Here is a 23,310-nt window from a genome sequence, read left to right on the forward strand (position 1 = left end):
CGGGCGTTATCGGCGCAGCGAGGTCGGCTGCCGCCAGCGCGCAGCAACCGGAGCGTACTCCCGTACGTGAGGATTGCGAGCACTGCCGGAAGGCGAGATCGCCAGCAAGATAGCCCGTGCGATGTCAAAGATCGGAGAATAACCAAGATGGCTGGTCATAGTAAGTGGGCGAACACCAAGCACCGCAAGGCGGCGCAGGACGCCAAGCGCGGTAAAATCTTCACCAAAATTATTCGTGAACTGGTCACCGCCGCTAAGCTGGGCGGCGGCGACGCCGCGTCCAACCCGCGTCTGCGCGCCGCAATGGACAAAGCGCTGTCTAACAACATGACGCGCGACACCATGAACCGCGCTATCGCGCGCGGCGTGGGCGGCGAAGATGATTCCAATATGGAAACCATCATCTATGAAGGCTACGGCCCTGGCGGCTCTGCCGTGATGGTGGAGTGCCTGAGCGACAACCGCAACCGCACCGTAGGCGAAGTGCGCCACGCCTTCACCAAAACCGGCGGCAACCTCGGCACCGACGGCTCTGTTTCTTACCTGTTCAGCAAGAAGGGCGTCATCTCCTTTGCGCCGGGCCAGGATGAGGACAGCGTGATGGAAGCGGCGCTGGAAGCGGGCGCGGAAGATGTGGTGAGCTATGACGACGGCGCGATCGACGTCTTTACCGCATGGGAAGAGCTGGGCGCAGTGCGCGACGCGCTGGAGGCCACCGGCCTGAAAGCGGACACCGCCGAAGTCTCAATGATCCCGTCGACCAAAGCGGAACTCGATGCTGAAACGGCGCCGAAGCTGCTGCGCCTGATCGACATGCTGGAAGACTGCGACGACGTGCAGGAAGTCTACCATAACGGCGAGATCTCCGATGAGGTCGCGGAAACGCTGTAATGGCGTTTCTCTCTAGCCCGCACACCGGAGAGTCGGCATGGCGATAATTCTGGGCATCGATCCCGGCTCGCGCATAACCGGCTACGGTGTGATCCGTCAAACCGGCCGCCAGCTCAGCTATCTGGGCAGCGGCTGTATCCGCACCAATACCACCGAGCTGCCGGCGCGCCTGAAGCTGATCTATGCGGGCGTGACTGAAATCATCACCCAGTTTTCGCCAGACTACTTCGCCATTGAGCAGGTCTTTATGGCAAAGAACGCCGATTCGGCGCTTAAGCTGGGGCAGGCGCGCGGCGCGGCGATCGTTGCGGCGGTCAACCTTGACCTGCCGGTCTTTGAGTACGCCGCCCGTCAGGTGAAGCAGACCGTCACCGGCACCGGCGGCGCGGAGAAGAGTCAGGTGCAGCATATGGTGCGCACGCTGCTTAAGCTGCCCGCCAACCCACAGGCGGACGCCGCTGACGCGCTGGCAATCGCTATTACGCACTGCCACGTCAGTCAGAACGCGACGCGCATCAGCGACAGCAAACTGTTACTGACGCGCGGACGTTTGCGTTCAGGCTAGCGGGCCACGCCGCGTTCCGTTTCAGGCTGGATATTCATCCAGCCTTTTTTATGTTATAAATCCCGCCACATTCGTTTATTAAGGAAGCGTTCAGGTGATAGGTCGTTTACGGGGCAATATTCTGGAAAAGCAGCCGCCGCTGGTGCTGATCGAAGCGCACGGCGTGGGTTATGAAGTGCATATGCCGATGACCTGTTTTTATGAGCTGCCTGAACTGAACCACGAAGCGGTGATCTTTACCCACTTTGTGGTGCGCGAAGATGCGCAGCTGCTGTTCGGCTTCAACAACAAACAAGAGCGCGCGCTGTTTCGCGAGCTGATTAAAACCAACGGCGTCGGACCTAAGCTGGCGCTGGCGATCCTTTCCGGCATGTCGGCGCAGCAGTTTGTGACGGCAGTGGAGAAAGAGGAGATTGCCGCGCTAATCAAGCTGCCGGGCGTCGGCAAGAAAACCGCCGAGCGTCTGGTGGTTGAGATGAAAGATCGCTTCAAAGGGTTGCATGGTGACCTCTTCTCCGGCGAATCCGCCTTTACGCTCACCGCGCCGCACGCCGAGCCGGAAAGCAACGACGCCGAGGCAGAAGCGGTTGCGGCGCTGGTATCGCTGGGTTATAAACCGCAGGAAGCCAGCCGTATGATAAGCAAGGTTGGCAAGCCTGACGCAGACTGCGAAACCCTGATCCGAGAAGCTCTGCGCGCCGCCATTTGAGGTAAGTCATGATCGAAGCCGACCGTCTGGTCTCCTCCGCCAGCTATAACGAAGAAGAGAATCTCGACCGCGCTATCCGCCCTAAGCTGCTCTCGGAGTACGTGGGCCAGCCGCAGGTGCGCGAGCAGATGGAAATTTTCATCAAGGCGGCGAAACTGCGCGGCGATGCGCTGGATCACCTGCTGATTTTCGGTCCGCCGGGGCTGGGGAAAACCACGCTGGCCAATATCGTCGCCAATGAGATGGGCGTCAATCTGCGCACTACCTCCGGTCCGGTGCTGGAGAAGGCGGGCGATCTGGCGGCGATGCTGACCAATCTCGAACCGCACGACGTGCTGTTTATCGATGAGATCCATCGTCTCTCGCCGGTGGTGGAAGAGGTGCTCTATCCGGCGATGGAAGATTACCAGCTGGATATTATGATTGGCGAAGGCCCGGCCGCGCGCTCCATCAAGCTCGACCTGCCGCCGTTTACGCTGATCGGCGCCACCACGCGCGCCGGCTCGCTGACTTCGCCGCTGCGAGACCGCTTCGGCATCGTGCAGCGCCTGGAGTTCTACAACGTACCGGATCTGCAGCACATCGTCAGCCGCAGCGCCGCCTGTCTGGGACTGCCGCTGAGCGAAGAGGGCGCGCGGGAAGTGGCGCAGCGCGCGCGCGGCACGCCGCGTATCGCCAACCGTCTGCTACGCCGCGTGCGCGACTTCGCGGAGGTGCGCGCCAACGGCGAAATGAGCGGCAACGTTGCGGCCAGCGCGCTGGATATGCTTAACGTCGACAGCGAAGGCTTCGACTATATGGATCGCAAGCTGCTGCTGGCGATTATCGACAAGTTTACCGGCGGGCCGGTAGGCCTGGATAACCTCGCAGCGGCAATTGGCGAAGAGCGGGAAACCATTGAGGATGTGATTGAGCCCTTCCTTATCCAGCAGGGCTTTATTCAGCGCACGCCGCGCGGCCGGATGGCCACGCAGCATGCTTATCGTCACTTCGGCATGGCGCGCGACGAGTAATCAGACGGCGGGTTTGCGCGCCATGCTGAGAATAAACAGCAGCGCGGCGCACAGCACCACCGACGGGCCGGCCGGGGTATCGTAGAAGGCGGAGAAGGTCAGGCCGCCCGAAACGGCGATAATGCCCACCACCACTGCCAGGCTCGCCATCTGCTCCGGCGAACGCGAAAAGCGGCGCGCCGTCGCGGCGGGGATAATCAGCAGCGAGGTGATAATCAGCGCGCCGACGAATTTCATCGCCACGCCAATGGTCAGCGCCGTCACCAGCATCAGGATCAGGCGGGTACGCTGAATATTAACGCCGTCCACCTGCGCCAGCTCCGGGCTGATGGTCATCGACAGCAGCGCGCGCCACTGCCACGCCATCACCGCCAGCACCACCGCCACGCCTGCGCCCATCACCCATAAATCCTCCGGCGTTACCGCCAGCAGATCGCCGAACAGATAGGCCATCAGATCGACGCGCACGCCCGACATCAGGCTGACCACCACCAGACCGAGCGACAGCGCGCTGTGCGCCATAATGCCCAGCAGGGTATCGATCGCCAGATGTGGGCGGCGTTCAAGAAACACCAGCCCCAGCGCCAGGCAGACGGTGACCAGAATAACGGCGTAGTAGGGATTCACATTCAGCAGCAGGCCGAAGGCGACCCCCAGCAGCGAGGCGTGCGCCAGGGTATCGCCGAAGTAAGACATCTTGCGCCACACCACGAACGAACCCAGCGGACCGGCCGCCAGCGCCAGCATCACGCCGCCCAGCCAGCCCGGTAGTAACAATTCAATCATGATGGACCCTGTCCTCTGCGTAAAACGATACGTCCCTGAAGGTCGTGACGATGGTTATGGTTATGGCGATAGATCGCCAGCTGCTGCGCGCCGCGCGGACCGAACATGGCGATAAATTCCGGATGCTGCGACACCGCTTCCGGCGTGCCGGAGCAGCAGATATGGTGGTTAAGGCAGAGCACCTCGTCGGTTTTCGCCATTACCAGATGCAGATCGTGCGAAACCATCAGCACGCCGCAGTTAAGCTCGTGGCGCAGCTGGTCGATCAGATCGTAGAGCGCCACCTGGCCGTTCACGTCGACGCCCTGCGTCGGCTCGTCCAGCACCAGCAGCTGCGGCTGATTGAGCAGGGCGCGCGCCAGCAGCACGCGCTGCGTTTCACCGCCCGAGAGCTTCTGCAGCGGCGCGTTGAGCAGATGACCGGCCTGCACGCGCTTCAGCGCCGGCAGCACATCGGCGCGCTTCGCGCCGCGCGTCAGCAGCATAAAACGCTCGACGGTGACCGGCAGCGTCGGGTCGATATGCAGTTTTTGCGGCACATAACCGATGCGCAAGCCCGGATCGCGTTGTATCTGACCGGAGGCCGGCGTAAGCAGCCCCAGCACGACGCGCACCAGCGTGGATTTGCCTGCGCCGTTAGGACCGAGCAGCGTAAGTATGCGTCCAGGCATCAGCTTCAGGCTAATGCCTGAGAGCACGGGACGTCGTGCAAATTGCACGGAGATGTTTTCAAGCGTGACGAGTGAGGTCATGTTATTTACAGGTTGCACAGAATTTCGAATGTTATAATATCACATCCCATCCCCAGGTCACGATGGAATGATGCATTATGTTACACATTAAAAAGAGTACTATTTTCACCCTTTCTGCGCTGGCATTCACCGCCTCGCTGACGCTTCCCGCGCAGGCGAATGTCGTCGCCTCGGTGAAGCCTCTCGGTTTTATCGCTGCCGCCATTGCCGACGGCGTGACGCCGGTGGATGTACTGCTGCCCGATGGCGCGTCGGAACATGATTACGCGCTGCGTCCTTCTGACGTAAAACGTTTAAAAAACGCAGACTTAGTGGTGTGGGTCGGCCCCGAGATGGAAGCCTTCATGACGAAGCCGGCGGCTGAATTGCCCGCCGCTAAAAACCTTCAGATCGCCGATATGCAGGCGGTTAAACCCTTGTTGCTGAAGGGCGGAGACGACGACGATCACCATGGCGAAGAGGCTGCTCACCAGGGCGATAGCGGAGATGACGAAGCGGAACATCATCACCATCATGGCGAATTTAATATGCATCTGTGGTTGTCACCGCAAATATCCAGGCTAGCGGCGGTTGCAATCCATGGAAAATTATTGGAACTTATGCCCGAAAGCAAAGCCAAACTTGACGCTAATCTCCAGCAGTTCGAAAGCGAACTGGCGGTTACCGACAAGCACATTAGCGCGCAGCTCGCGCCGGTCAGCAACAAAGGGTATTTCGTTTTTCATGACGCTTACACCTATTTTGAAAAACACTACGGCCTCTCGCCCAGCGGGCATTTTACCGTAAACCCTGAAATTCAGCCGGGCGCACAGCGTCTACATCAAATACGAACACAGTTGGTTGAGCAGAAGGCCGTTTGCGTCTTTGCTGAGCCACAATTCAGGCCAGCCGTCATCGATGCGGTTGCCCGTGGAACCAACGTGCGTAAAGGCACGCTGGATCCGCTGGGGACAAATATCAGCCTTAGTCAGGACAGCTACGTGAAGTTCCTTTCACAGCTGTCAGGCCAGTATGCGAGCTGCCTGAATGGAGCATGAGGAATAGGTAAAAGTGCAGCAGATAGCCCGCTCTGTCGCCCTCGCATTTAATAATTTGCCGCGCCCCCACCGCGTTATGCTGGGGTCTTTAACCGTTGTGACGCTGGCCGTCGCCGTCTGGCGGCCCTACGTTTATCATCCCGCCGATGATGCGATGCCGATAGTCAAAAGCATCGAACTCGATAAAAATCAGCTGCGTACGCTGCTGCCAGAGGCCAGCGAACCCATCGATCAAACCACTTCCGAACCGGAAGAAGAACTGCCCGCCGACGACATCGACAGCGATGTGCCGGACGCGACGGGAACGCATGAATACACCGTCTCGTCCGGCGATACGCTCAGCAGCGCCCTGAATCAGTACGGCATCGAACTGGGCGATATCAATGCGCTGGTCAACAGCGATAAAGCGCTGCGCAACCTGCAGGTCGGCCAGCAGCTGAGCTGGACCCTGACCGACGATGGCAGCCTGCAGTCTCTCACCTGGGAGATAAACCGGCGTGAAACGCGCACCTATCAGCGCGGCAATAACGGCGCGTTCACTATGCAGTCCGAGATGCAAAAGGGCGAGTGGCAGAACCGCGTGCTGAAAGGCGAAGTGCGCGGCAGTTTCGCCGCCAGCGCCCAGCGCGCCGGCCTGACCGGCAGCGAAGCGAGCGCGGTGATCAAAGCGCTGCAGTGGCAGATGGATTTCCGCAAGCTGCGCGCCGGCGACCAGTTTAGCGTGCTGATGTCGCGCGAAATGCTCGACGGCAAAAGCGCGCAGAGCCAGCTGCTTGGCGTGCGCCTGCGCTCCGGCGGCAAAGACTACTACGCGTTCCGTGCCGAAGACGGCAAGTTCTACGATCGCAACGGGTCGGGCCTGGCGCGCGGCTTTATGCGCTTCCCGACCGTGAAGCAGTATCGCGTCTCCTCCAACTTCAACCCGCGTCGTCTGAACCCGGTAACGGGCCGCATCGCGCCGCATAAAGGCGTCGATTTCGCGCTGCCGGTGGGTACCCCGGTGCTGGCGGTCGGCGACGGCGAAGTGGTGATGGCGAAAAACGGCGGCGCGGCGGGCAACTATGTGGCCATTCGTCACGGCCGCCAGTATATGACGCGCTATATGCACCTGAAGAAAGTGCTGGTGAAACCGGGCGAGAAGGTGAAGCGCGGCGATCGCATTGCGCTGTCAGGCAATACCGGCCGCTCCACCGGGCCGCATCTGCACTTTGAAATCTGGATCAATAACCAGGCGGTCAACCCGCTGACGGCGAAGCTGCCGCGCATGGAAGGGTTGACCGGCAAAGAGCGCAGCGATTATATGGCGCAGGTGAAAACCAACCTGCCGCTGCTGCGCTTCGAGTAGTCCGCGCGACGCGCCATAAGACCGACGCTTTACGCGTCGGTTTTTTTTCACGCCGCGCCGGGGATTGCAAATTTACCTGTCGCCACTATCATTAGCGCGTCATTGATTGAGGCGAGTGCATGGAAACCCCGAAAAAAAAGAATAGTGAATTTATTCCCGTTTTTGAACGTTCTTTCCTGAAACCAAAATACTGGGGCAGTTGGCTGGCGATCGGCGCGCTGGCAGGCATGGCGCTGCTGCCGGCGAAAGTGCGCGATCCGCTGCTTGGCGGGCTGGGGAGAATGGCGGGGAAACTGGCTAAAGGCGCTCGCCGCCGCGCGCTAATCAATCTGTATTATTGCCTGCCGGAGCTGAGCGAAACGCAGCGCAGCGATATCGTCGATGAGATGTTCGCCACCGCACCGCAGGCGATGGCGATGATGGCAGAACTGTGTGCGCGCGATCCGGCGCGCGTGCGCCAGCGCGTTGACTGGCACGGCCGCGAGATCATCGATCGGCTGCATGCAGAGAAGCAGAACGTTATTTTCCTTGTGCCCCACGGCTGGGCGGTGGATATCCCTGCGATGCTGCTCGCCTCGGAAGGGCAGATGATGGCGGCGATGTTTCATAACCAGAGCGATCCGCTGCTTGACTACGTCTGGAACAGCGCGCGTCGTCGCTTCGGCGGCCGGATGCACGCCCGCAACGACGGCATCAAGCCGTTTATCAGCTCGGTGCGCCAGGGTTACTGGGGCTACTATCTGCCCGATCAGGATCACGGCGCCGAACACAGCGAGTTTGTTGATTTCTTCGCGACCTACAAGGCGACGCTGCCGGCGCTGGGCCGCCTGATGAAGGTGTGCCGCGCGCGCGTGGTGCCGCTGTTTCCGGTCTATAACAGCGAGACGCACCGGCTGGAGATTTTCGTGCGTCCGCCGATGGACGATCTGCTGGACGCGGACGATCGCACGCTGGCGCGCCGCATGAACGAAGAGGTTGAGGTGTTCGTGCGTCCCCATCCCGAGCAGTACACCTGGATTTTGAAACTGCTGAAGACGCGCAAAGAGGGCGATATCGAGCCCTATAAGCGCAAAGAGCTTTATCCGCGTAAATAGCAAAAGGGCCTCAATTGCGGCCCTTTTTTATTGATAATGTGCTGACGCAGGGACGGTATGGCCCGATCGCAAAGTCCATTGCATCCATGCGCGCTCGTCCCGCGGGGATACGCACCTCATCCCTGAGGTGCGCCCGTAACGGGCCAGCGCTCTGCGCCGTTCAAAAACGCTCCCGGCGTTTTTGTCCCTGTCGCGGGACGCTTTGCTCTTCGTGCCATACCGCCCCCGCATTTCAGCTTCCGCAGCAGCTTGTGAGTAAGACCTTAATGCTCAGGATAACGCCGTCACCTGCGCGCGCCGCTTGCGTTCGCGCAGAAACAGCGTCACCAGCACAAACCAGAGCACGCCGCTGATGAAATTGATCAGGCTAAACCAGGGCGTGCCGCCGCTAAAATAACCGCTTTTCGCCAGCTCGATGCCGATCGCCAGCGTCAGGATGCTGATCATCCCCAGCATCGCCGCGACGCTGCCTTTACCCGCGTCGCTGGCGTAAAGCGTCAGGCGATAGAGCCCGGCGTTGACCATACCCGCGCCGAAGGCGTAAAGGCTTAGCCCGGCGGTCAGAAAGAGATAGCTGTGGCTGTCCAGCAGGTTCGCCAGCAGCGCAATGCCTAACCCTGAGAGAATCGGCCAGGCGGCGAACTTCACCGGCTGCTCGATGGGTACGCGTCCGGCCAGCTTGCCCAGCGTAATATTCCCGGCGATCATCGCCAGAAACACCGGCAGCTGCAGCAGCGCATAGTGCATGCGCGACAACTGCTCCTCATGCATCAGGATCACCGGCGAGAGCGCCACCCAGGTCAGGATAGGAATAAACACCAGACCGATAGCGAAAGAGCCCAGCATCACCATCCGGTCGCGCGCCAGCTTGCGGTAGGTGCGCGCCAGCTGCGGCAGCGCGATGGAGTGGCTGCGGTCGCCAGCGGTTTCAGGCATCACGCGCCATAAAATAATAAAGGCGAGGGCGCTGAGCAGGGCGAACAGCCAGAACATGCTGCGCCAGCTCGCCACCGTCAGCCAGGCGGCGCCCGCCAGCGGCCCTGCCAGCGGCGCCAGCAGCGCGACATTGGCCATCAGCGCCATCACGCGCACCGCCAGCGCCTCATCAAAAGCTTCCTGAATCGCGGCATAGCTGACCGCGCCGATAAAGCAGAGGCTGATGCCCTGAATAAAGCGCAGCGCGACGAACTCTTTGATCGAGCCGACCCAGGTGGTCAGCACGCAGGCCAGAATAAAAAAGAGAATGCCGCCCAGCATCACCGGACGTCGGCCGAATTTATCGGAGAGCGGGCCGAGCAGCCATTGCAGCACCACGCCGCCCAGCAGATAGGCGGTGAGCGACGTCGAGACCCACTCCGGGCCGACGCTAAACTCCTGCGTTACCAGCAGCATGCCTGGCTGGATCATGTCGTGCGCGATATAGGTGGCGAATTCAAACAGCACCAGCGCCAGCGGAAACAGCAGCAAGCCTGCTGTCAGTTTGCTGACGGGTTGATAGCGGGGCATTCAGACTCCTTTTAAAAAATAAAACGCGACCGCCAGGCAGTCGCGTTGTTTACAGCGTTACTACAGCGGGTGCGCAGTTAGTCGACGCGCAGCACCCGGCTGGTATTGGTGGTGCCGGTCGCGCCCATCACGTCGCCCTGGGTGACGATAACCAGATCGCCGGAGACCAGGAAGCCTTTGTCGCGCAGCAGATTGATTGCATCGTGCGCCGCGACTACGCCGTCGTTGTCGCTGTTGAAAAAGACCGGCGTCACGCCGCGATAGAGCGCGGTCAGGTTCAGGGTGCGCTCATGACGGGACATCGCGAAAATCGGCAGGCCGGAGGTAATGCGCGACGTCATCAGCGGCGTACGGCCGGACTCGGTCATGGTAATAATCGCGGTGACGCCCTGCAAATGGTTCGCCGCATACATCGCCGACATGGCGATCGCCTCTTCGATATTGTCGAAGGTAACTTCCAGACGGTGCTTGGAGACGTTGACGCTCGGGATCTTCTCCGCGCCCAGGCAGACCTTCGCCATCGCGGAAACGGTTTCAGCGGGATACTGGCCAGCGGCGGTTTCCGCCGACAGCATCACGGCGTCGGTGCCGTCGAGCACGGCGTTAGCGACGTCCATCACTTCGGCGCGCGTCGGCATCGGGTTGGTGATCATTGATTCCATCATCTGTGTGGCGGTAATGATGGTGCGGTTCAGCTGGCGCGCGCGACGGATCAGCGCTTTCTGAATGCCGACCAGCTCAGGATCGCCGATTTCAACGCCCAGGTCGCCGCGTGCCACCATGACCACGTCAGAGGCGAGAATGATATCGTCCATCGCTTCCTGCGTCGCGACCGCTTCGGCGCGTTCGACTTTCGCCACCAGCTGCGCTTTGCAGCCCGCTTCGCGCGCAAGGCGACGCGCGTAGTTCATATCTTCGCCGCTGCGCGGAAACGAGACCGCCAGATAATCGACGCCGATTTTCGCGGCGGTAATAATGTCCGCTTTGTCTTTCTCAGTCAGCGCTTCCGCCGACAGGCCGCCGCCGAGCTTATTGATGCCTTTGTTGTTGGAGAGCGGGCCGCCGACGGTGACTTCGGTAAACACCTTCATGCCCTGAACTTCCAGCACTTTCAGCTGCACGCGTCCATCGTCGAGCAGCAGGATATCGCCCGGCACCACATCTTCCGGCAGGCCTTTATAGTCGATGCCGACTTTCTCTTTATCGCCTTCGCCTTTGCTCAGGCTGGCGTCGAGCAGGAAGCGGTCGCCGACGTTGAGGAATACTTTGCCCTCTTTAAAGGTCGAAACGCGGATTTTCGGTCCCTGCAGGTCGCCCAGAATCGCGACGTGACGACCCAGCTTCGCGGCAATTTCACGCACTTTGTTCGCGCGCAGCTGATGATCTTCCGGGGTGCCGTGAGAGAAGTTGAGTCGCACAACGTTTGCGCCTGCGGCGATGATTTTTTCCAGATTATTATCGCGGTCTGTTGCCGGGCCGAGGGTTGTAACGATCTTGGTTCTTCTGAGACGTCTTGACATGAAGGACTCCGTTGACAAATTTGCGTATCCCCTAAAGTGGACAGGGCGTGATCATTATTCTAACTGAAGGAGAGCCTGTGATACGACTCACATTGTGAATGTGATGTTAATTTTTTTGTTGCGCTGCGTTTTCCATGGCGAAAGGCTTGTCGAAACGCGACTCTTTTAAGACCTCTTTCACTCGCTTCAGGTTTTCCCGAAACGCGGCGCCGCGCTCGAGGATAAATCCGGTCGCCAGCACGTCGATAACGGTGAGTTGCGTCAGGCGGGACACCATTGGCAGATAGACATCGGTATCTTCCGGAACATCAAGCGTGAGCGCCAGCGTGGCGACCACTGCCAGTGGCGAAGCGGGAGACGTGACGGCTATCACGGTGGAACCGTTTACACCGGCGAGGCGAGCCAGTTCTACCATATTTTTCGTGCGGCCAGTATGCGAAATCAAAACAAAAACGTCCTCCGCGCAACTATTTATACAACTCATGCGCTGGATCACAATATCCTCTGACCAGACCACCGGGAGATCAAAGCGCAAAAATTTATTAAAGGCGTCGTGCGCCACCACCGCTGAGGCGCCCAGGCCAAAGAACGCCACTTTCTGCGCTCGCGACAGCGCCGTCACCGCCTGCTGCACCACGGCGAGATCGAGCCGTTCGCGCACGCGCTGCAGCCCGGCCAGCGCCGAGTCGAAAATCTTATGGCTGTAGCCGCGTGTATCGTCATCTTCATCGACGTCGTGACTGACCCAGCTTTGCCCTTGCGCCAGGCTCTGCGCCAGCTGTAATTTGAAGTCGGGAAAGCCGCGCGTGCCGAGCCGATGGCAAAAGCGGTTAACGGTGGGTTCGCTGACCTCGGCGGCGCGCGCCAGCCGGGCAATGCTGGAATGGATCGCCTCCTGCGGGGCGGCCAGGATCTGCGCCGCGACCTTGCGTTCCGATTTGCTGAGCGTCGCCAGCTGCGCCTCAATTTTTTCCAGAGTATTCATAACCTGATGACCGTTATCGCTTTTATCGATGCCAGCCAGGGCTGGCAGGGGGGGCATAAAAGCGTGAATATACCCTGTTCGGCTTGACTGCGCGCAAGTACGGATAAGTCTGCGTGGTAAATTTTTGTCATAATTTGACCCGGATTCGATTTTGCCGCCTCTCGGCCGCCACGCTAGAGTGGGCTAAAGCGCACGCACTATCACATCGGCACGTCTTATTCCATTCAGAGTAAACGCTGCGGACCCGCATAGAGTCGGTTTACCTGACTCCCTGAAATAAGTACATTGTGCTGAAAGAAAATTACAACATGGACCCGATGGATGAGGATGCAAACGCCAACGGGATCATCCTGCAACGAGGAGAGGAAAATGGCGGTAACACAAACAGCCCAGGCATGCGATCTGGTGATATTCGGTGCCAAAGGCGATCTTGCGCGCCGGAAACTGTTGCCTTCACTGTATCAGCTGGAAAAAGCGGGACAGATCCACGAGGAAACCCGCATCATCGGCGTGGGACGCGCCGACTGGGACAAAGCAGCCTATACCAAAGTGGTGCGTGAAGCGCTGGAAACCTTTATGAAGGAGAAGATCGACGAAGCGCTGTGGGACAAACTCAGCAGCCGTCTCGACTTCTGCAACCTCGACGTCAACGACACCACCCATTTTCCCAAACTGGGCAAAATGCTCGATCAGGCAAAACGCACCACCATCAACTATTTCGCGATGCCGCCAAGCACCTTCGGCGCCATCTGCAAAGGCCTGGGCGCAGCGAAGCTGAACGCTAAACCGGCGCGCGTGGTGATGGAGAAGCCGCTCGGCACCTCGCTGGAGACCTCAAAAGAGATTAACGACGCGGTAGGCGAGTTCTTTGACGAAAGCCAGGTGTTCCGCATCGACCACTATCTCGGCAAAGAGACGGTGCTCAACCTGCTGGCGCTGCGCTTCGCCAACTCTATCTTCGTCAACAACTGGGATAACCGCACCATCGATCACGTGCAGATCACCGTGGCCGAAGAGGTGGGCATCGAAGGACGCTGGGGCTATTTCGACCAGGCTGGCCAGATGCGCGATATGATCCAGAACCACCTGTTGCAGGTGCTGACCATGATCGCCATGGCGCCGCCGTCCGACCTCAGCGCCGACGCCATTCGCGACGAGAAAGTTAAGGTGCTGCGCTCGCTACGCCGTATCGATCAGACCAACGTGCGCGAAAAAACCGTGCGCGGCCAGTACACCGCCGGCTTCGTGCAGGGTAAAAAAGTGCCTGGCTATCTGGAAGAAGAGGGCGCCAACAAGTCCAGCTCGACGGAAACCTTCGTCGCCATTCGCGTCGATATCGACAACTGGCGCTGGGCGGGCGTGCCGTTCTACCTGCGTACCGGCAAGCGTCTGCCGACCAAATGCTCCGAAGTAGTGGTCTACTTCAAGAACCCGGAGATGAACCTGTTCAAGGATTCCTACTCGGAACTGCCGCAGAACAAGCTCACTATTCGTCTGCAGCCGGACGAGGGCGTCGATATCGAGATCCTGAACAAAGTGCCGGGCCTCGATCACAAGCACAAGCTGCAGACCACCAAGCTGGATCTGAGCTACTCCGAGACCTTTAATCAGTCGCACCTGGCTGACGCCTACGAGCGTCTGCTGCTGGAGAGCATGCGCGGCATTCAGGCGCTGTTCGTGCGTCGCGACGAAGTGGAAGCGGCATGGACCTACGTCGACTCCATTATCGACGCCTGGGCCGCCGACGGCGACTCCTCCAAGCCTTATCAGGCAGGCACCTGGGGGCCGGTGGCGTCCGTGGCGATGATCACGCGAGACGGCCGTTCCTGGAACGAGTTCGAATAATCCTGAAAGTAGCCCGCCGCGTGCGGGCTTTTTTGTGCCTTGCCGCAGGAAACTGAACCGCAGTTTCAAAAATAGCGTCGGGCGGATAGACGATGCGGAAGGCGATCCTGTATGGTAGTGACGCATTGATGGCGCGCCGCGCGGCTGGCGCCGGTATGGATAAGCAAGGGGAACTGATGAAGAACTGGAAGACGAGTGCGGAAAAGATTCTGACCACTGGACCTGTGGTGCCGGTGATCGTAGTGAACAAGCTGGAACATGCGGTGCCGATGGCGAAAGCGCTGGTGGCCGGCGGCGTTCGGGTGCTGGAAGTCACGCTGCGCACGCCGGTGGCGATGGAAGCGCTGCGCCTGATGATTAAAGAGGTGCCGGACGCCATCGTCGGCGCAGGCACGGTCATCAACACCCAGCAGCTGCAGGAAGTCACCGAAGCGGGCGCGCAGTTCGTTATCAGCCCAGGCATTACCGAGCCGCTGTTGAAGGCCGCGGTAGAGGGTCCGGTGCCGCTGATTCCCGGCATCAGCACCGTTTCCGAACTGATGACCGGCATGGATTACGGCCTGCGCGAATTTAAATTCTTCCCGGCGGAAGCGAACGGCGGCGTCAAGGCGCTGCAGGCGATCGGCGGTCCCTTCCCGCAGGTACGCTTCTGTCCCACCGGCGGCATCTCGCCCGCTAACTATCGCGACTATCTGGCGCTGAAAAGCGTGCTCTGCATTGGCGGTTCCTGGCTGGTGCCGAACGACGCGCTGGAGTCAGGCGACTGGGATCGCATTACGCGTCTGGCGCGCGAAGCGGTAGAAGGCGCGAAATAAGCATTAGCGGTGAGCAGGGCGCTCACCGCATCATGAATCACCCGCGGTGTTATTACTCTTCGACTTTTACCGCCGCTGCGCTGGCGATCGCCCGCGCGACGGCGTCATCGACGCTCTCGCCTCTGGCCAGCGCGACGCCAAGACGGCGCGAACCCGCGATTTCCGGCTTGCCGAACAGGCGCAGCTGCAGACCCGCGCCCAGCGCCGCTTCCACGTTGACGAACCGCACGTTCTGGCTGTGCAGCTGCGGCAGGATCACCGCCGACGCCGACGGGCCGTACTGGCGCACGCCGCCGATCGGCAGGCCGAGAAAGGCGCGCACGTGCAGAGCGAACTCCGAAAGATCCTGCGAAATCAGCGTCACCATGCCGGTGTCGTGCGGTCGTGGCGACACTTCGCTGAAGATGACGTCGTCGCCGCAGACAAACAGCTCGACGCCGAACAGGCCGTAGCCGCCCAGCGCTTTCACCACCTCGCCGGCGATCGCCTGCGCGCGCTGCAGCGCGACATCGCTCATCTGCTGCGGCTGCCAGGATTCGCGGTAGTCGCCATCTTCCTGGCGATGACCGATCGGCGCGCAGAAGTGAAGGCCGTCGACCGCGCTCACGGTCAGCAGCGTAATTTCAAAATCGAATTTAACCACGCCTTCGACAATCACGCGGCCTGCGCCGGCGCGGCCGCCCTGCTGCGCGTACTCCCAGGCGCTGCCGAGTTGGCTGGCGTCGCGAATAAAGCTCTGGCCTTTGCCTGACGAACTCATCACCGGCTTGACGATGCAGGGGAAGCCGATCTCCGCCGCTGCTGCCTCAAAGCTCGCCTGGCTGTCGGCGAAACGGTAGCTGGAGGTTGGCAGCGACAGCTCTTCCGCCGCCAGACGGCGAATACCTTCGCGGTTCATGGTCAGGCGCGCGGCGCGCGCGGTCGGCACCACGCGCTGACCCTGCTGTTCAAGCTCAAGCAGCTTATCCGTGGCGATCGCTTCGATTTCCGGCACCACATAATCGGGCTTTTCCTGCGCAATCAGCGCGGCCAGCGCCTCGCCGTCAAGCATGTTCACCACGTGGCTGCGATGCGCCACATGCATCGCGGGCGCGTCGGCATAGCGGTCTACGGCAATCACTTCCACACCCAGTCGCTGGCACTCCAGCGCCACTTCTTTACCCAGTTCACCCGAGCCTAACAGCATGACACGCGTCGCAGCCGGACGCAGCGCAGTTCCAAGAGTCGTCATAATTTCACCTGTGAGTCAAAACGCGCGCGCAGTATAAACGAAAACGTTTGCGTTCTCATCCTCCTCTGCTTTGCCTCTCTTTTCTCACCTTGACGTTAACTGACGCCCGGTCGGGCAGAGTAGAGCCCTTATCGCTAAAAAAGGAGTGAATGATGAACAACCTGTTGCAACAGCTTCAGTCGCTGCTGACGAAGAAAGGGCACAGCGGCGGCAACGGAGGTTTAAACGATATGCTGGCGCCCGGCGCGCTGGGCGGTCTGGCGGGCTTACTGATCGCCAGCAAAAAGTCGCGCAAGCTGTTAACCGAGTATGGCGGCAAAGCGCTGATTATCGGCGGCGGCGCGGCGGCCGGCGCGGTGCTATGGAACAAATATAAACAGCGCGTGCGCGACACGCACCAGGCCGATCCCGGCTTCGGCGAGCTGCAGACGCCCGCCGACCAGCGCGCCGAGCGCCTGGTGACGGCGCTGGTCTTCGCCGCTAAAAGCGACGGCCATATCGACGATCGCGAGCGCGCCGCTATCGAACGCAGCATCCATGAGTCGGGCTACGGTCAGGAAGCGGAGGCGCTGATCCAGAAAGCGATCAATCGGCCGCTCGATCCCGCCTGGCTGGCCGCCGACGTGAAAAACGAAGATGAAGCGCTGGAACTCTACTTCCTCAGCTGCGCCGCTATCGACGTGGATCACTTTATGGAGCGCAGCTATCTCACTGCGCTCGGCGACGCGCTGAAGATCCCACAGGACGTGCGCGACGGCATTGAAAACGATCTGCGCGAACAAAAAGCGCGCATCCCGGCAGAATAACTCCGCTGCGGCCGCGCTGCGCGGCCGCAATAACAACGCGTTAGCGACAAAAATTTGGCTTCCCCGCCACCTGATGCCACCCTTAAAGGATATGAATAACAGGGAGAGAGAGCATGCAGGCCCCCATCGCAAAAAAAATTCCTCATGAAATGACCCTTCACGGCGAAACGCGCGTGGATGACTACTACTGGCTGCGCGACGACAAGCGCGAGAATGAAGAGGTGCTGGATTATCTGCGCGCCGAAAACAACTACGGCAAGCAGATCATGGCGACACAGCAGCCGCTGCAGAACCGTATTTTAAAAGAGATCGTCGATCGCCTGCCGCCGCAGGATCATTCGGTTCCCTATGTGCATAACGGCTATCGCTATCAGAGTCGTTATGAGAGCGGTAACGAATATGCCGCCTACTACCGCCAGCCTGCCGAGTGCGCCGTGACCGATGAGTGGACGCTGCTGCTGGACGCCAATCAGCGCGCCTCGCACAGCGAGTTCTACACTATGGGATCGCTCAATATCAGCCCTGACAACAGGGTGATGGCGCTGGCGGAAGATTTTCTCTCGCGGCGACAGTACGGCATTCGCTTTCGCTGCCTGGAGAAAGGGAGCTGGTATCCGGAGGTGCTGAACAACGCCTCCTCCAGCTTCGCCTGGGCGAACGATTCACGCACGCTATACTACGTGCGCAAGCATGAACAAACGCTGTTGCCCTATCAGGTCTGGCGCCATGAGCTCGGTACGCCGCAAAGCGACGATCGGCTGGTGTATGAAGAGCAGGATGACACCTACCATCTCAGCGTGCATAAAACCACTTCCGAGCACTTTATCCTCATCGCGCTGTTCAGCACCAACAGCAGCGAGATCCAGCTCATCGACGCCGGCTTTCCCGACGCCGCGCCGCAGATATTCCTGCCGCGCCGCAAGGATCATGAATATAGTCTGGATCACTATGATCATCAGTTTTATATCCGCTCTAACCGCGAGGGGAAAAACTTCGGTCTTTACCGCACGCGCTGGCTGGACGAGTCGCGCTGGGAAACCCTAATCAAGCCGCGCGATCATGTGGTGATGGAGGATTTTCAGCTGTTCCGCGACTGGCTGGTGGTGGAGGAGCGGCAGCGCGGCCTGACCAGCCTGCGCCAGATCCACTGGGAAACCGGCGAGGTGACCGGCATCGCCTTCGACGATCCGACCTATGTCACCTGGCTGGCGTTTAATCCTTCGCCGGAAACCAGCAAGCTGCGCTACGGCTACGGCTCGATGACCACGCCGACCACGCTGTTCGAGCTCGATATGGACACCGGCGAGCGGCGCATTCTCAAGCAGAGCGCGGTTGGCAACTTCGACCCTGACAACTACAAAAGCGAGCATCACTGGATCACGGCGCGCGACGGCACGGAAGTGCCGGTGTCGCTGGTCTATCACCGCAAACACTATCAGCCGGGCAAAAATCCGCTGCTGGTTTATGGCTATGGCGCCTACGGCAGCAATATGGAGGCGGACTTCAGCGTCAGCCGGCTTAGCCTGCTCGATCGCGGTTTCGTCTACGCGTTGATCAACGTGCGCGGCGGCGGCGAGCTGGGACAAAGCTGGTATGACGGCGGCCGCCTGTTTAACAAGATGAACAGCTTCACCGATTTTATCGACGTTACTCAGGCGCTGGTGAAAAAAGGTTTCGGCCAGCCTGGGCAGCTCTATGCCATGGGCGGCAGCGCAGGCGGGCTGCTAATGGGCGGGGTGATTAATATGGCGCCGGCGTTGTTCAACGGCGTGGTGGCACAGGTGCCCTTCGTCGATGTGGTCACCACGATGCTGGATGAGTCGATTCCGCTCACTACCGGCGAGTACGACGAGTGGGGCAACCCAAACGACGCCGACTATTATGGCTATATGCGTCAGTACAGCCCCTACGACAATGTCGAGGCGAAGGCCTATCCGCATATGCTGGTGACGACCGGGCTGCATGACTCGCAGGTGCAGTACTGGGAGCCGGCGAAGTGGGTGGCGAAACTGCGCGCGCTGAAGACCGACAACCATCTGCTGATGCTCTGTACGGATATGGATGCCGGTCACGGCGGTAAGTCGGGGCGCTATAAATCTTATGAGGGCATCGCGCTGGAGCTGACGTTCCTGATCGCGCTGGCGCAGGGCAGCCTGCCGCCGCAGCGCGATTACTGATCGTCGCTCAGGTATTTACGCAGCGCCTGCCGCAGCGGCGGGCGCAGATCGCGCACGTTTTCCAGCACCCAGCGCAAATAGCGCGGATCTTTTCGCGCAATCGAGGCGACACTCTGGCCGCGATATTTGCCGAAGGGCAGCACGTCGCCCGTTACGCTGGCGGGCTGGCAGTGCTGCGCCATCTGCCCGGCATCCCAGCCGGAAATCTCCATAATGCGGATCAGCAGCGCGGCGGTCACGTAGCAATCGTACAGCGCGCGGTGCGCGTGCAGATCGGCGGGCGGCGTTACCTCCAGCTTAAGGCTATGGCGCAGCGCCTGGTTGCCGTACTTGATGCCGGGCCACAGCTTTCGCGCCAGCGTCATGGTGCAGATCCAGTCGCCGTGCATCTCCGGCAGCATGCGGCGGTCGAAGCTAGCGTTATGGGCGACATAGAAAGGGCTGCCGTGATAGCGGCCAATCGCTTCTTCAATGGTGGGTTTGCCCACTACCATCGCTTCGGTGATGCGATGTACGGCCATCGCCTGGCGGCTTATAGGACGGTCGGGCAGGATCAGATCGCTCATCGGATTAACGATCTCTCCGTTGATCACGTCGACCGACGCCACTTCCACTACGCCGCCCTGGAGCCCGCAGGTTTCGGTATCAATTACGCGTAACATGATTTACTTCAGTTTGGGTTCGTAGGGCAGGCGCGAGAAGTTCAGCGACGCCTGGCGATAGTGCATCAGGCGCTGGCGAAACCAGTCGCGCAGCGCCGCAGGCTGCTCGTATTCAACCATTTCAGCCACGACCGGCATATTGTAGCGCTCTTTGAACGCCACGCCCGCTGCGGCCAGTTCAACGTTGACTTTATCTTTCTCTTCCTGAGAAAGCAGGGCGAGGTTTTGACTCATGGGGATCTCCTGAAGACAGGGGGCAAAAATAATGCTTATCCCGGTCTGAATCAAGGGCAAAGGATAGCATTGCTGGCCCTCGACACCTCAAAAGCCTCAGCGTATCCTTGCCCACGTTTGCCGCTAAGGCGATGGCTAAAAGGATGATCCCATGCAGAAAAGAACGATCTTGTCAGGCGTTGCCGTCTCGCTGTTGTTAGTGAGCCAGGCAGCGCTGGCGCATGCCCACCTCAAATCGTCCCAGCCGGCCGCCGACGCCGCGCTTGCCGCTGCGCCGCAGGCGCTGACCCTGAGCTTTACCGAAGATATAGAGCCCACCTTTAGCGGCGTAACGCTACTGGACGCCAGCCAAAAGCCTGTCGTGAGCGAGAAGGCACAACAGGATGCGCAGCAGCATAGCCGCCTGATCCTGCCGCTGAAGAAGCCGCTGGCGGCGGGCGACTATCAGGTTAAGTGGCATGTGCTTTCGGTTGACGGACATAAGACCCAGGGCAGCTACCGTTTTAGCGTGAAGTAAGTCGTGACCTCGCTGTGGATCCTGCTGCGCGCGTTCCATTTCGCCAGCGTGATGCTGCTGGCGGGCAGCGCGTTTTATACTGTGCTGTTAGCGCCAGCGCGCTACCGCCGCGCGCTGGGGCGGCGTCTTAACGCATTAATGCGCGGTTGCGTCTGGCTGGCGTTCGTCAGCGCATTGCTGATGCTGGCGACCCAGCTGGCGCTGATGAGCGGCGACTGGCGCAACCTCGACGACAGTGAGATCTGGCGCGCGGTGCTGAGCACGCGTTTCGGCACGGTGTGGCAGTGGGAAACAGGGCTGGCAGGCCTTACGCTGCTGGCGAGTCTGTTGAGAAACAGAGAACGACAGCAGGCGTGGCTGATCGGCGCTTTGCTGCAGCTGGGCTGTATGGCGTTAATCGGACATGCGGCGATGCGCGAAGGGTTTACGGGCGCGCTGCAGCAGATAAACCATGCGCTGCACCTTATTGGCGCGGCCTTCTGGGCGGGCGGTTTGCTGCCGCTGCTGATCCTGATGGACGAGGCGCGGCAGATCGATCGCCGCAGCGACGCGATTCGCGCCATGATGCGCTTTTCGCGCTACGGACATCTGGCCGTCGCGGTAACATTATGTACCGGCGTAGTGAATGGGCTGCTGATCGCCGGCTGGCCTCGCCAGTGGCACGGCAGTCTGTATAGCGAACTGTTAGTGGCTAAGGCGGTGCTGGTGGCGTTTATGGTCGCTATCGCGCTGTTCAATCGTTACGTGCTGGTGCCGCGCTTTCGCCTGGCGGGCAAGGGCGCGCAACAAAAATTTATTCGCATGACGCAGCTTGAACTGCTGCTGGCATGCGCAGTGGTTGGTCTGGTCAGCGTCTTCGCCACGCTGTCGCCAGCCTGAGTGTGACCCGTTTTGACTGAGTAAAAAGGTAGGCTATTTTGCTGAAGAAAGTGATCCCCGCAATGCTGTTGTTATCTCTCGGTGGCCAGGCGCTGGCGTCAGAAATTATTACCGTCAGCCGTTTCGAAGTAGGTAAGACGGCATGGCCCTTCAGCCGTGAAGAGGTGATGCTGAGCTGCGAGAAAGATGGCTCGCTGTTCGCTATCAACCCCAGCACGCTGATGCAGTATCCGCTCAACGATAAGGCAGAAGCGCGCGTAAAAGCAGGGCAGGTGAAGGCACAACCCATCTCCGTGATTCAGGCGGAAGATAAAGCGCACCCGGGCCAGATGATGAGCCTTCAGCCGATTATCGAGCGTACTCAGGCGCTGTGCGATAAATAATCCTGCCGAGGCGCGAGTTCTTTTCGCGCCCGATTTCGTCGATTCTGCCGTCAGGATCACAATCTGATCCTGCGGATCGCCTCTGCCCGGCCGTTCGCTGGCATTTCCACAGACGTGGGCTAACCTTAAATTGCAAGGCGTCATCGCCTGCATTAATGCCAACTTTTAGCGCACGGCTCTCAAAGAGCCATTTCCCTGGACCGAATACAGGAATCGTGTTCGGTCTTTTTTTATCTGCTTCATTTTCCACTGTTTTGGTCTCATATTGTCATTCTACCTCTCATTTCACACTTCAGTTAAAGCTGGTTTGCTGGCGCGTCTGCGAAATTTGAAAAGGCCGATACATTATGCCTCTGAGTTTAGCTGCTAACCATTTGATTCAGTTAGTACGCTGCCTGTAGGTATTGTCTGTAAAGAGCGAAACGGTTAAGGTAAGTGCTTTAATAACATTCTTTGACGCACCTTTTTATGGCTAACACACCAACAGAGAAAAAAAGCTTACAGCAACTGCTACGTTATTGGCATGTTGAAGTGATAGGCCTCAACAAGCCTTTTAGTTTTCGGCGTCTTTACACGCGTATGAAAAATAAGCCCGGTTTAAAATATGTATTCTGGTGGCGACTTGCTAATCATCTCTACTTTAATGGCTATAAAAGAATGGCTTATCGCATTCATAATCGTATTAAAAAAAATTTCGGCTGCGATATTATGCTGGGCGCGACCATTGGTGAAGGTCTGCCGATTGCACATCACGTTGGCGTGGTGGTCACGAAGCGGGTAGTAGCTGGAAAAAACATGAAACTGACGCAAAACTGCGTAATAGGCAGCGTAGGTAAAAATGAACAGGGCAAAATTATAATCGGCGATAACTTTTTTCTGGGTTCAAATAGCTGCGTAATTGGTGACGCGTTACATATAGGTAATAACGTTACAGTTGGCGCGATGAGTTTTGTTAATAAGGATGTTACCGATAACTGTACGCTTTATACCGAAAAAAGTACTCGTTTAATTGAAAAAAACAACTTAGGTTCTGGCGGGGTTTCCTGATATCTTTTGGCTCTTTTTCAGCAGCCGTTGTATATGAGGTCCAGTCTCATGTAAGAGTTACCTCTATCATGTAGCCTACACAGCTCAGTACTCACTAATGAATCAAACAATCTGCGCCTCCTTTACGGTCCTTCTTCCATAGAGCACCTTACTGCACAGCGAGCAAAAGCGGCAATGCAGCTTGTAGCTCATGCTGTAAGGCATTCACTCTCTCCTTTTATCCGTTTTTGTAAGTCAGAAAGGCATTTCAGATATGCAGTACGTATTTTGCTATGCGTTTCGCTTAAGGAGGAGAATCCCTGTATTTATCGGTAAAATAACCCAGACAAACATCATGTGTATTATTGCTGTGCTGAAATTTTATCCAAAAAGTAAGATTTAAGTAAGATATTGCTAAGCGGTTAATATAAAAGACTTGATGCCGCTTCTGCCGCTTATATTCCCTGCCAATCTTTACGGGCGCGCTTTCATTTTTCGCCAACCTCTTCCAGGCTTGTCTGGCTTATTCTTT

23 protein-coding genes are annotated in these 23,310 nt (G+C 58.8%); 15 read left to right on the forward strand and 8 right to left on the reverse strand.

Annotation, left to right across the window (positions count from 1 at the left end):
* Positions 1 to 147: 147 nt before the first annotated feature.
* The 4 genes from JS46_RS00085 to ruvB all read left to right on the forward strand — a co-directional run bounded on the left by JS46_RS00085 (position 148) and on the right by ruvB (position 3,178).
* Entirely contained in the window at positions 148 to 891 is a 744-nt protein-coding gene (locus JS46_RS00085; protein ID WP_033746507.1) for a YebC/PmpR family DNA-binding transcriptional regulator, read from the forward strand.
* Positions 892 to 928: 37 nt separating this feature from the next.
* The gene (gene ruvC, locus JS46_RS00090) at positions 929 to 1,456 is read left to right on the forward strand and encodes a crossover junction endodeoxyribonuclease RuvC (protein ID WP_033746508.1); all 528 of its coding nucleotides are present in this window, start codon (positions 929 to 931) and stop codon (positions 1,454 to 1,456) included.
* Between the two features lie 94 nt (positions 1,457 to 1,550).
* A complete protein-coding gene (ruvA, locus tag JS46_RS00095; RefSeq protein ID WP_033746510.1) occupies positions 1,551 to 2,165 on the forward strand; it encodes a Holliday junction branch migration protein RuvA in 615 nt (204 codons plus the stop codon).
* Positions 2,166 to 2,173: 8 nt separating this feature from the next.
* Positions 2,174 to 3,178 (forward strand): Holliday junction branch migration DNA helicase RuvB, encoded by a 1,005-nt coding sequence (gene ruvB, locus JS46_RS00100; RefSeq protein ID WP_033746513.1) that lies wholly within the window; start codon positions 2,174 to 2,176, stop codon positions 3,176 to 3,178.
* Here ruvB and znuB read toward each other — a convergent pair whose 3' ends face one another.
* Both znuB and znuC read right to left on the reverse strand, forming a co-directional pair.
* Positions 3,179 to 3,964: a zinc ABC transporter permease subunit ZnuB gene (gene znuB / locus JS46_RS00105; RefSeq protein ID WP_033746516.1), complete on the reverse strand. Its 786-nt coding sequence runs from the start codon at positions 3,962 to 3,964 to the stop codon at positions 3,179 to 3,181. It abuts the gene before it with no gap.
* A complete protein-coding gene (znuC, locus tag JS46_RS00110) occupies positions 3,961 to 4,716 on the reverse strand; it encodes a zinc ABC transporter ATP-binding protein ZnuC (RefSeq protein WP_033746519.1) in 756 nt (251 codons plus the stop codon). The genes znuB and znuC overlap by 4 nt, the downstream gene beginning before the upstream one ends.
* A 77-nt stretch (positions 4,717 to 4,793) precedes the next feature.
* Between znuC and znuA the strand changes: the two genes are divergently transcribed.
* From znuA to lpxM, 3 genes are all read left to right on the forward strand, one after another.
* Positions 4,794 to 5,753, forward strand: a complete 960-nt coding sequence (znuA, locus tag JS46_RS00115) for a zinc ABC transporter substrate-binding protein ZnuA (RefSeq protein ID WP_033746522.1) — start codon at positions 4,794 to 4,796, stop codon at positions 5,751 to 5,753.
* A gap of 13 nt (positions 5,754 to 5,766) precedes the next feature.
* Positions 5,767 to 7,098, forward strand: coding sequence for a murein DD-endopeptidase MepM (gene mepM / locus JS46_RS00120; RefSeq protein WP_033746525.1), 1,332 nt, complete (start codon positions 5,767 to 5,769; stop codon positions 7,096 to 7,098).
* A 119-nt stretch (positions 7,099 to 7,217) separates the two neighbouring features.
* The gene (gene lpxM, locus JS46_RS00125) at positions 7,218 to 8,192 is read left to right on the forward strand and encodes a lauroyl-Kdo(2)-lipid IV(A) myristoyltransferase (RefSeq protein ID WP_033746528.1); all 975 of its coding nucleotides are present in this window, start codon (positions 7,218 to 7,220) and stop codon (positions 8,190 to 8,192) included.
* A gap of 270 nt (positions 8,193 to 8,462) precedes the next feature.
* Here lpxM and JS46_RS00130 read toward each other — a convergent pair whose 3' ends face one another.
* The 3 genes from JS46_RS00130 to hexR all read right to left on the reverse strand — a co-directional run bounded on the left by JS46_RS00130 (position 8,463) and on the right by hexR (position 12,203).
* Positions 8,463 to 9,698, reverse strand: a complete 1,236-nt coding sequence (locus tag JS46_RS00130; RefSeq protein ID WP_033746531.1) for an MFS transporter — start codon at positions 9,696 to 9,698, stop codon at positions 8,463 to 8,465.
* Between the two features lie 77 nt (positions 9,699 to 9,775).
* Positions 9,776 to 11,218, reverse strand: coding sequence for a pyruvate kinase (pyk, locus tag JS46_RS00135; protein WP_033746533.1), 1,443 nt, complete (start codon positions 11,216 to 11,218; stop codon positions 9,776 to 9,778).
* Between the two features lie 106 nt (positions 11,219 to 11,324).
* A complete protein-coding gene (gene hexR, locus JS46_RS00140) occupies positions 11,325 to 12,203 on the reverse strand; it encodes a transcriptional regulator HexR (RefSeq protein WP_033747924.1) in 879 nt (292 codons plus the stop codon).
* Between the two features lie 369 nt (positions 12,204 to 12,572).
* Between hexR and zwf the strand changes: the two genes are divergently transcribed.
* The gene (gene zwf, locus JS46_RS00145) at positions 12,573 to 14,048 is read left to right on the forward strand and encodes a glucose-6-phosphate dehydrogenase (RefSeq protein WP_033746536.1); all 1,476 of its coding nucleotides are present in this window, start codon (positions 12,573 to 12,575) and stop codon (positions 14,046 to 14,048) included.
* Positions 14,049 to 14,224: 176 nt separating this feature from the next.
* A complete protein-coding gene (locus JS46_RS00150) occupies positions 14,225 to 14,863 on the forward strand; it encodes a bifunctional 4-hydroxy-2-oxoglutarate aldolase/2-dehydro-3-deoxy-phosphogluconate aldolase (protein WP_033747926.1) in 639 nt (212 codons plus the stop codon).
* 52 nt (positions 14,864 to 14,915) lie between these two features.
* Here JS46_RS00150 and purT read toward each other — a convergent pair whose 3' ends face one another.
* The gene (gene purT, locus JS46_RS00155; protein WP_033746538.1) at positions 14,916 to 16,094 is read right to left on the reverse strand and encodes a formate-dependent phosphoribosylglycinamide formyltransferase; all 1,179 of its coding nucleotides are present in this window, start codon (positions 16,092 to 16,094) and stop codon (positions 14,916 to 14,918) included.
* A gap of 152 nt (positions 16,095 to 16,246) precedes the next feature.
* Between purT and JS46_RS00160 the strand changes: the two genes are divergently transcribed.
* Together JS46_RS00160 and JS46_RS00165 are read left to right on the forward strand one after the other, a co-directional pair.
* Complete coding sequence (locus JS46_RS00160) at positions 16,247 to 16,900, forward strand: tellurite resistance TerB family protein (RefSeq protein WP_033746540.1); 654 nt, start codon at positions 16,247 to 16,249, stop codon at positions 16,898 to 16,900.
* Between the two features lie 113 nt (positions 16,901 to 17,013).
* Positions 17,014 to 19,077 carry a prolyl oligopeptidase family serine peptidase gene (locus JS46_RS00165; protein WP_033746541.1) on the forward strand — a complete coding sequence of 688 codons (2,064 nt, stop codon included), beginning with the start codon at positions 17,014 to 17,016 and terminating at the stop codon, positions 19,075 to 19,077.
* On the opposite strand, the gene exoX is transcribed toward JS46_RS00165, so the two are convergent.
* The gene (exoX, locus tag JS46_RS00170; protein WP_033746545.1) at positions 19,071 to 19,739 is read right to left on the reverse strand and encodes an exodeoxyribonuclease X; all 669 of its coding nucleotides are present in this window, start codon (positions 19,737 to 19,739) and stop codon (positions 19,071 to 19,073) included. The genes JS46_RS00165 and exoX overlap by 7 nt on opposite strands.
* 3 nt (positions 19,740 to 19,742) lie before the next feature.
* Positions 19,743 to 19,973 (reverse strand): DNA polymerase III subunit theta, encoded by a 231-nt coding sequence (locus JS46_RS00175; protein ID WP_033746548.1) that lies wholly within the window; start codon positions 19,971 to 19,973, stop codon positions 19,743 to 19,745.
* 151 nt (positions 19,974 to 20,124) lie between these two features.
* On the opposite strand from JS46_RS00175, the gene copC reads away from it, so the two are divergent.
* The 4 genes from copC (at position 20,125) to JS46_RS00195 (ending at position 22,799) form a co-directional block, all read left to right on the forward strand.
* Positions 20,125 to 20,490, forward strand: coding sequence for a copper homeostasis periplasmic binding protein CopC (gene copC, locus JS46_RS00180; RefSeq protein WP_033746549.1), 366 nt, complete (start codon positions 20,125 to 20,127; stop codon positions 20,488 to 20,490).
* A 3-nt stretch (positions 20,491 to 20,493) separates the two neighbouring features.
* A complete protein-coding gene (copD, locus tag JS46_RS00185) occupies positions 20,494 to 21,369 on the forward strand; it encodes a copper homeostasis membrane protein CopD (protein WP_033746551.1) in 876 nt (291 codons plus the stop codon).
* A gap of 35 nt (positions 21,370 to 21,404) precedes the next feature.
* On the forward strand, positions 21,405 to 21,752 hold the full coding sequence (locus JS46_RS00190; protein ID WP_033746554.1) for a YebY family protein: 348 nt from the start codon (positions 21,405 to 21,407) through the stop codon (positions 21,750 to 21,752).
* Between the two features lie 468 nt (positions 21,753 to 22,220).
* Positions 22,221 to 22,799: a serine O-acetyltransferase gene (locus tag JS46_RS00195; protein WP_033746557.1), complete on the forward strand. Its 579-nt coding sequence runs from the start codon at positions 22,221 to 22,223 to the stop codon at positions 22,797 to 22,799.
* Positions 22,800 to 23,310 lie beyond the last annotated feature (511 nt).

The organism is Pantoea sp. NGS-ED-1003 (assembly GCF_000738765.1).
Taxonomy (GTDB): Bacteria; Pseudomonadota; Gammaproteobacteria; order Enterobacterales; family Enterobacteriaceae; genus Pantoea; species Pantoea septica.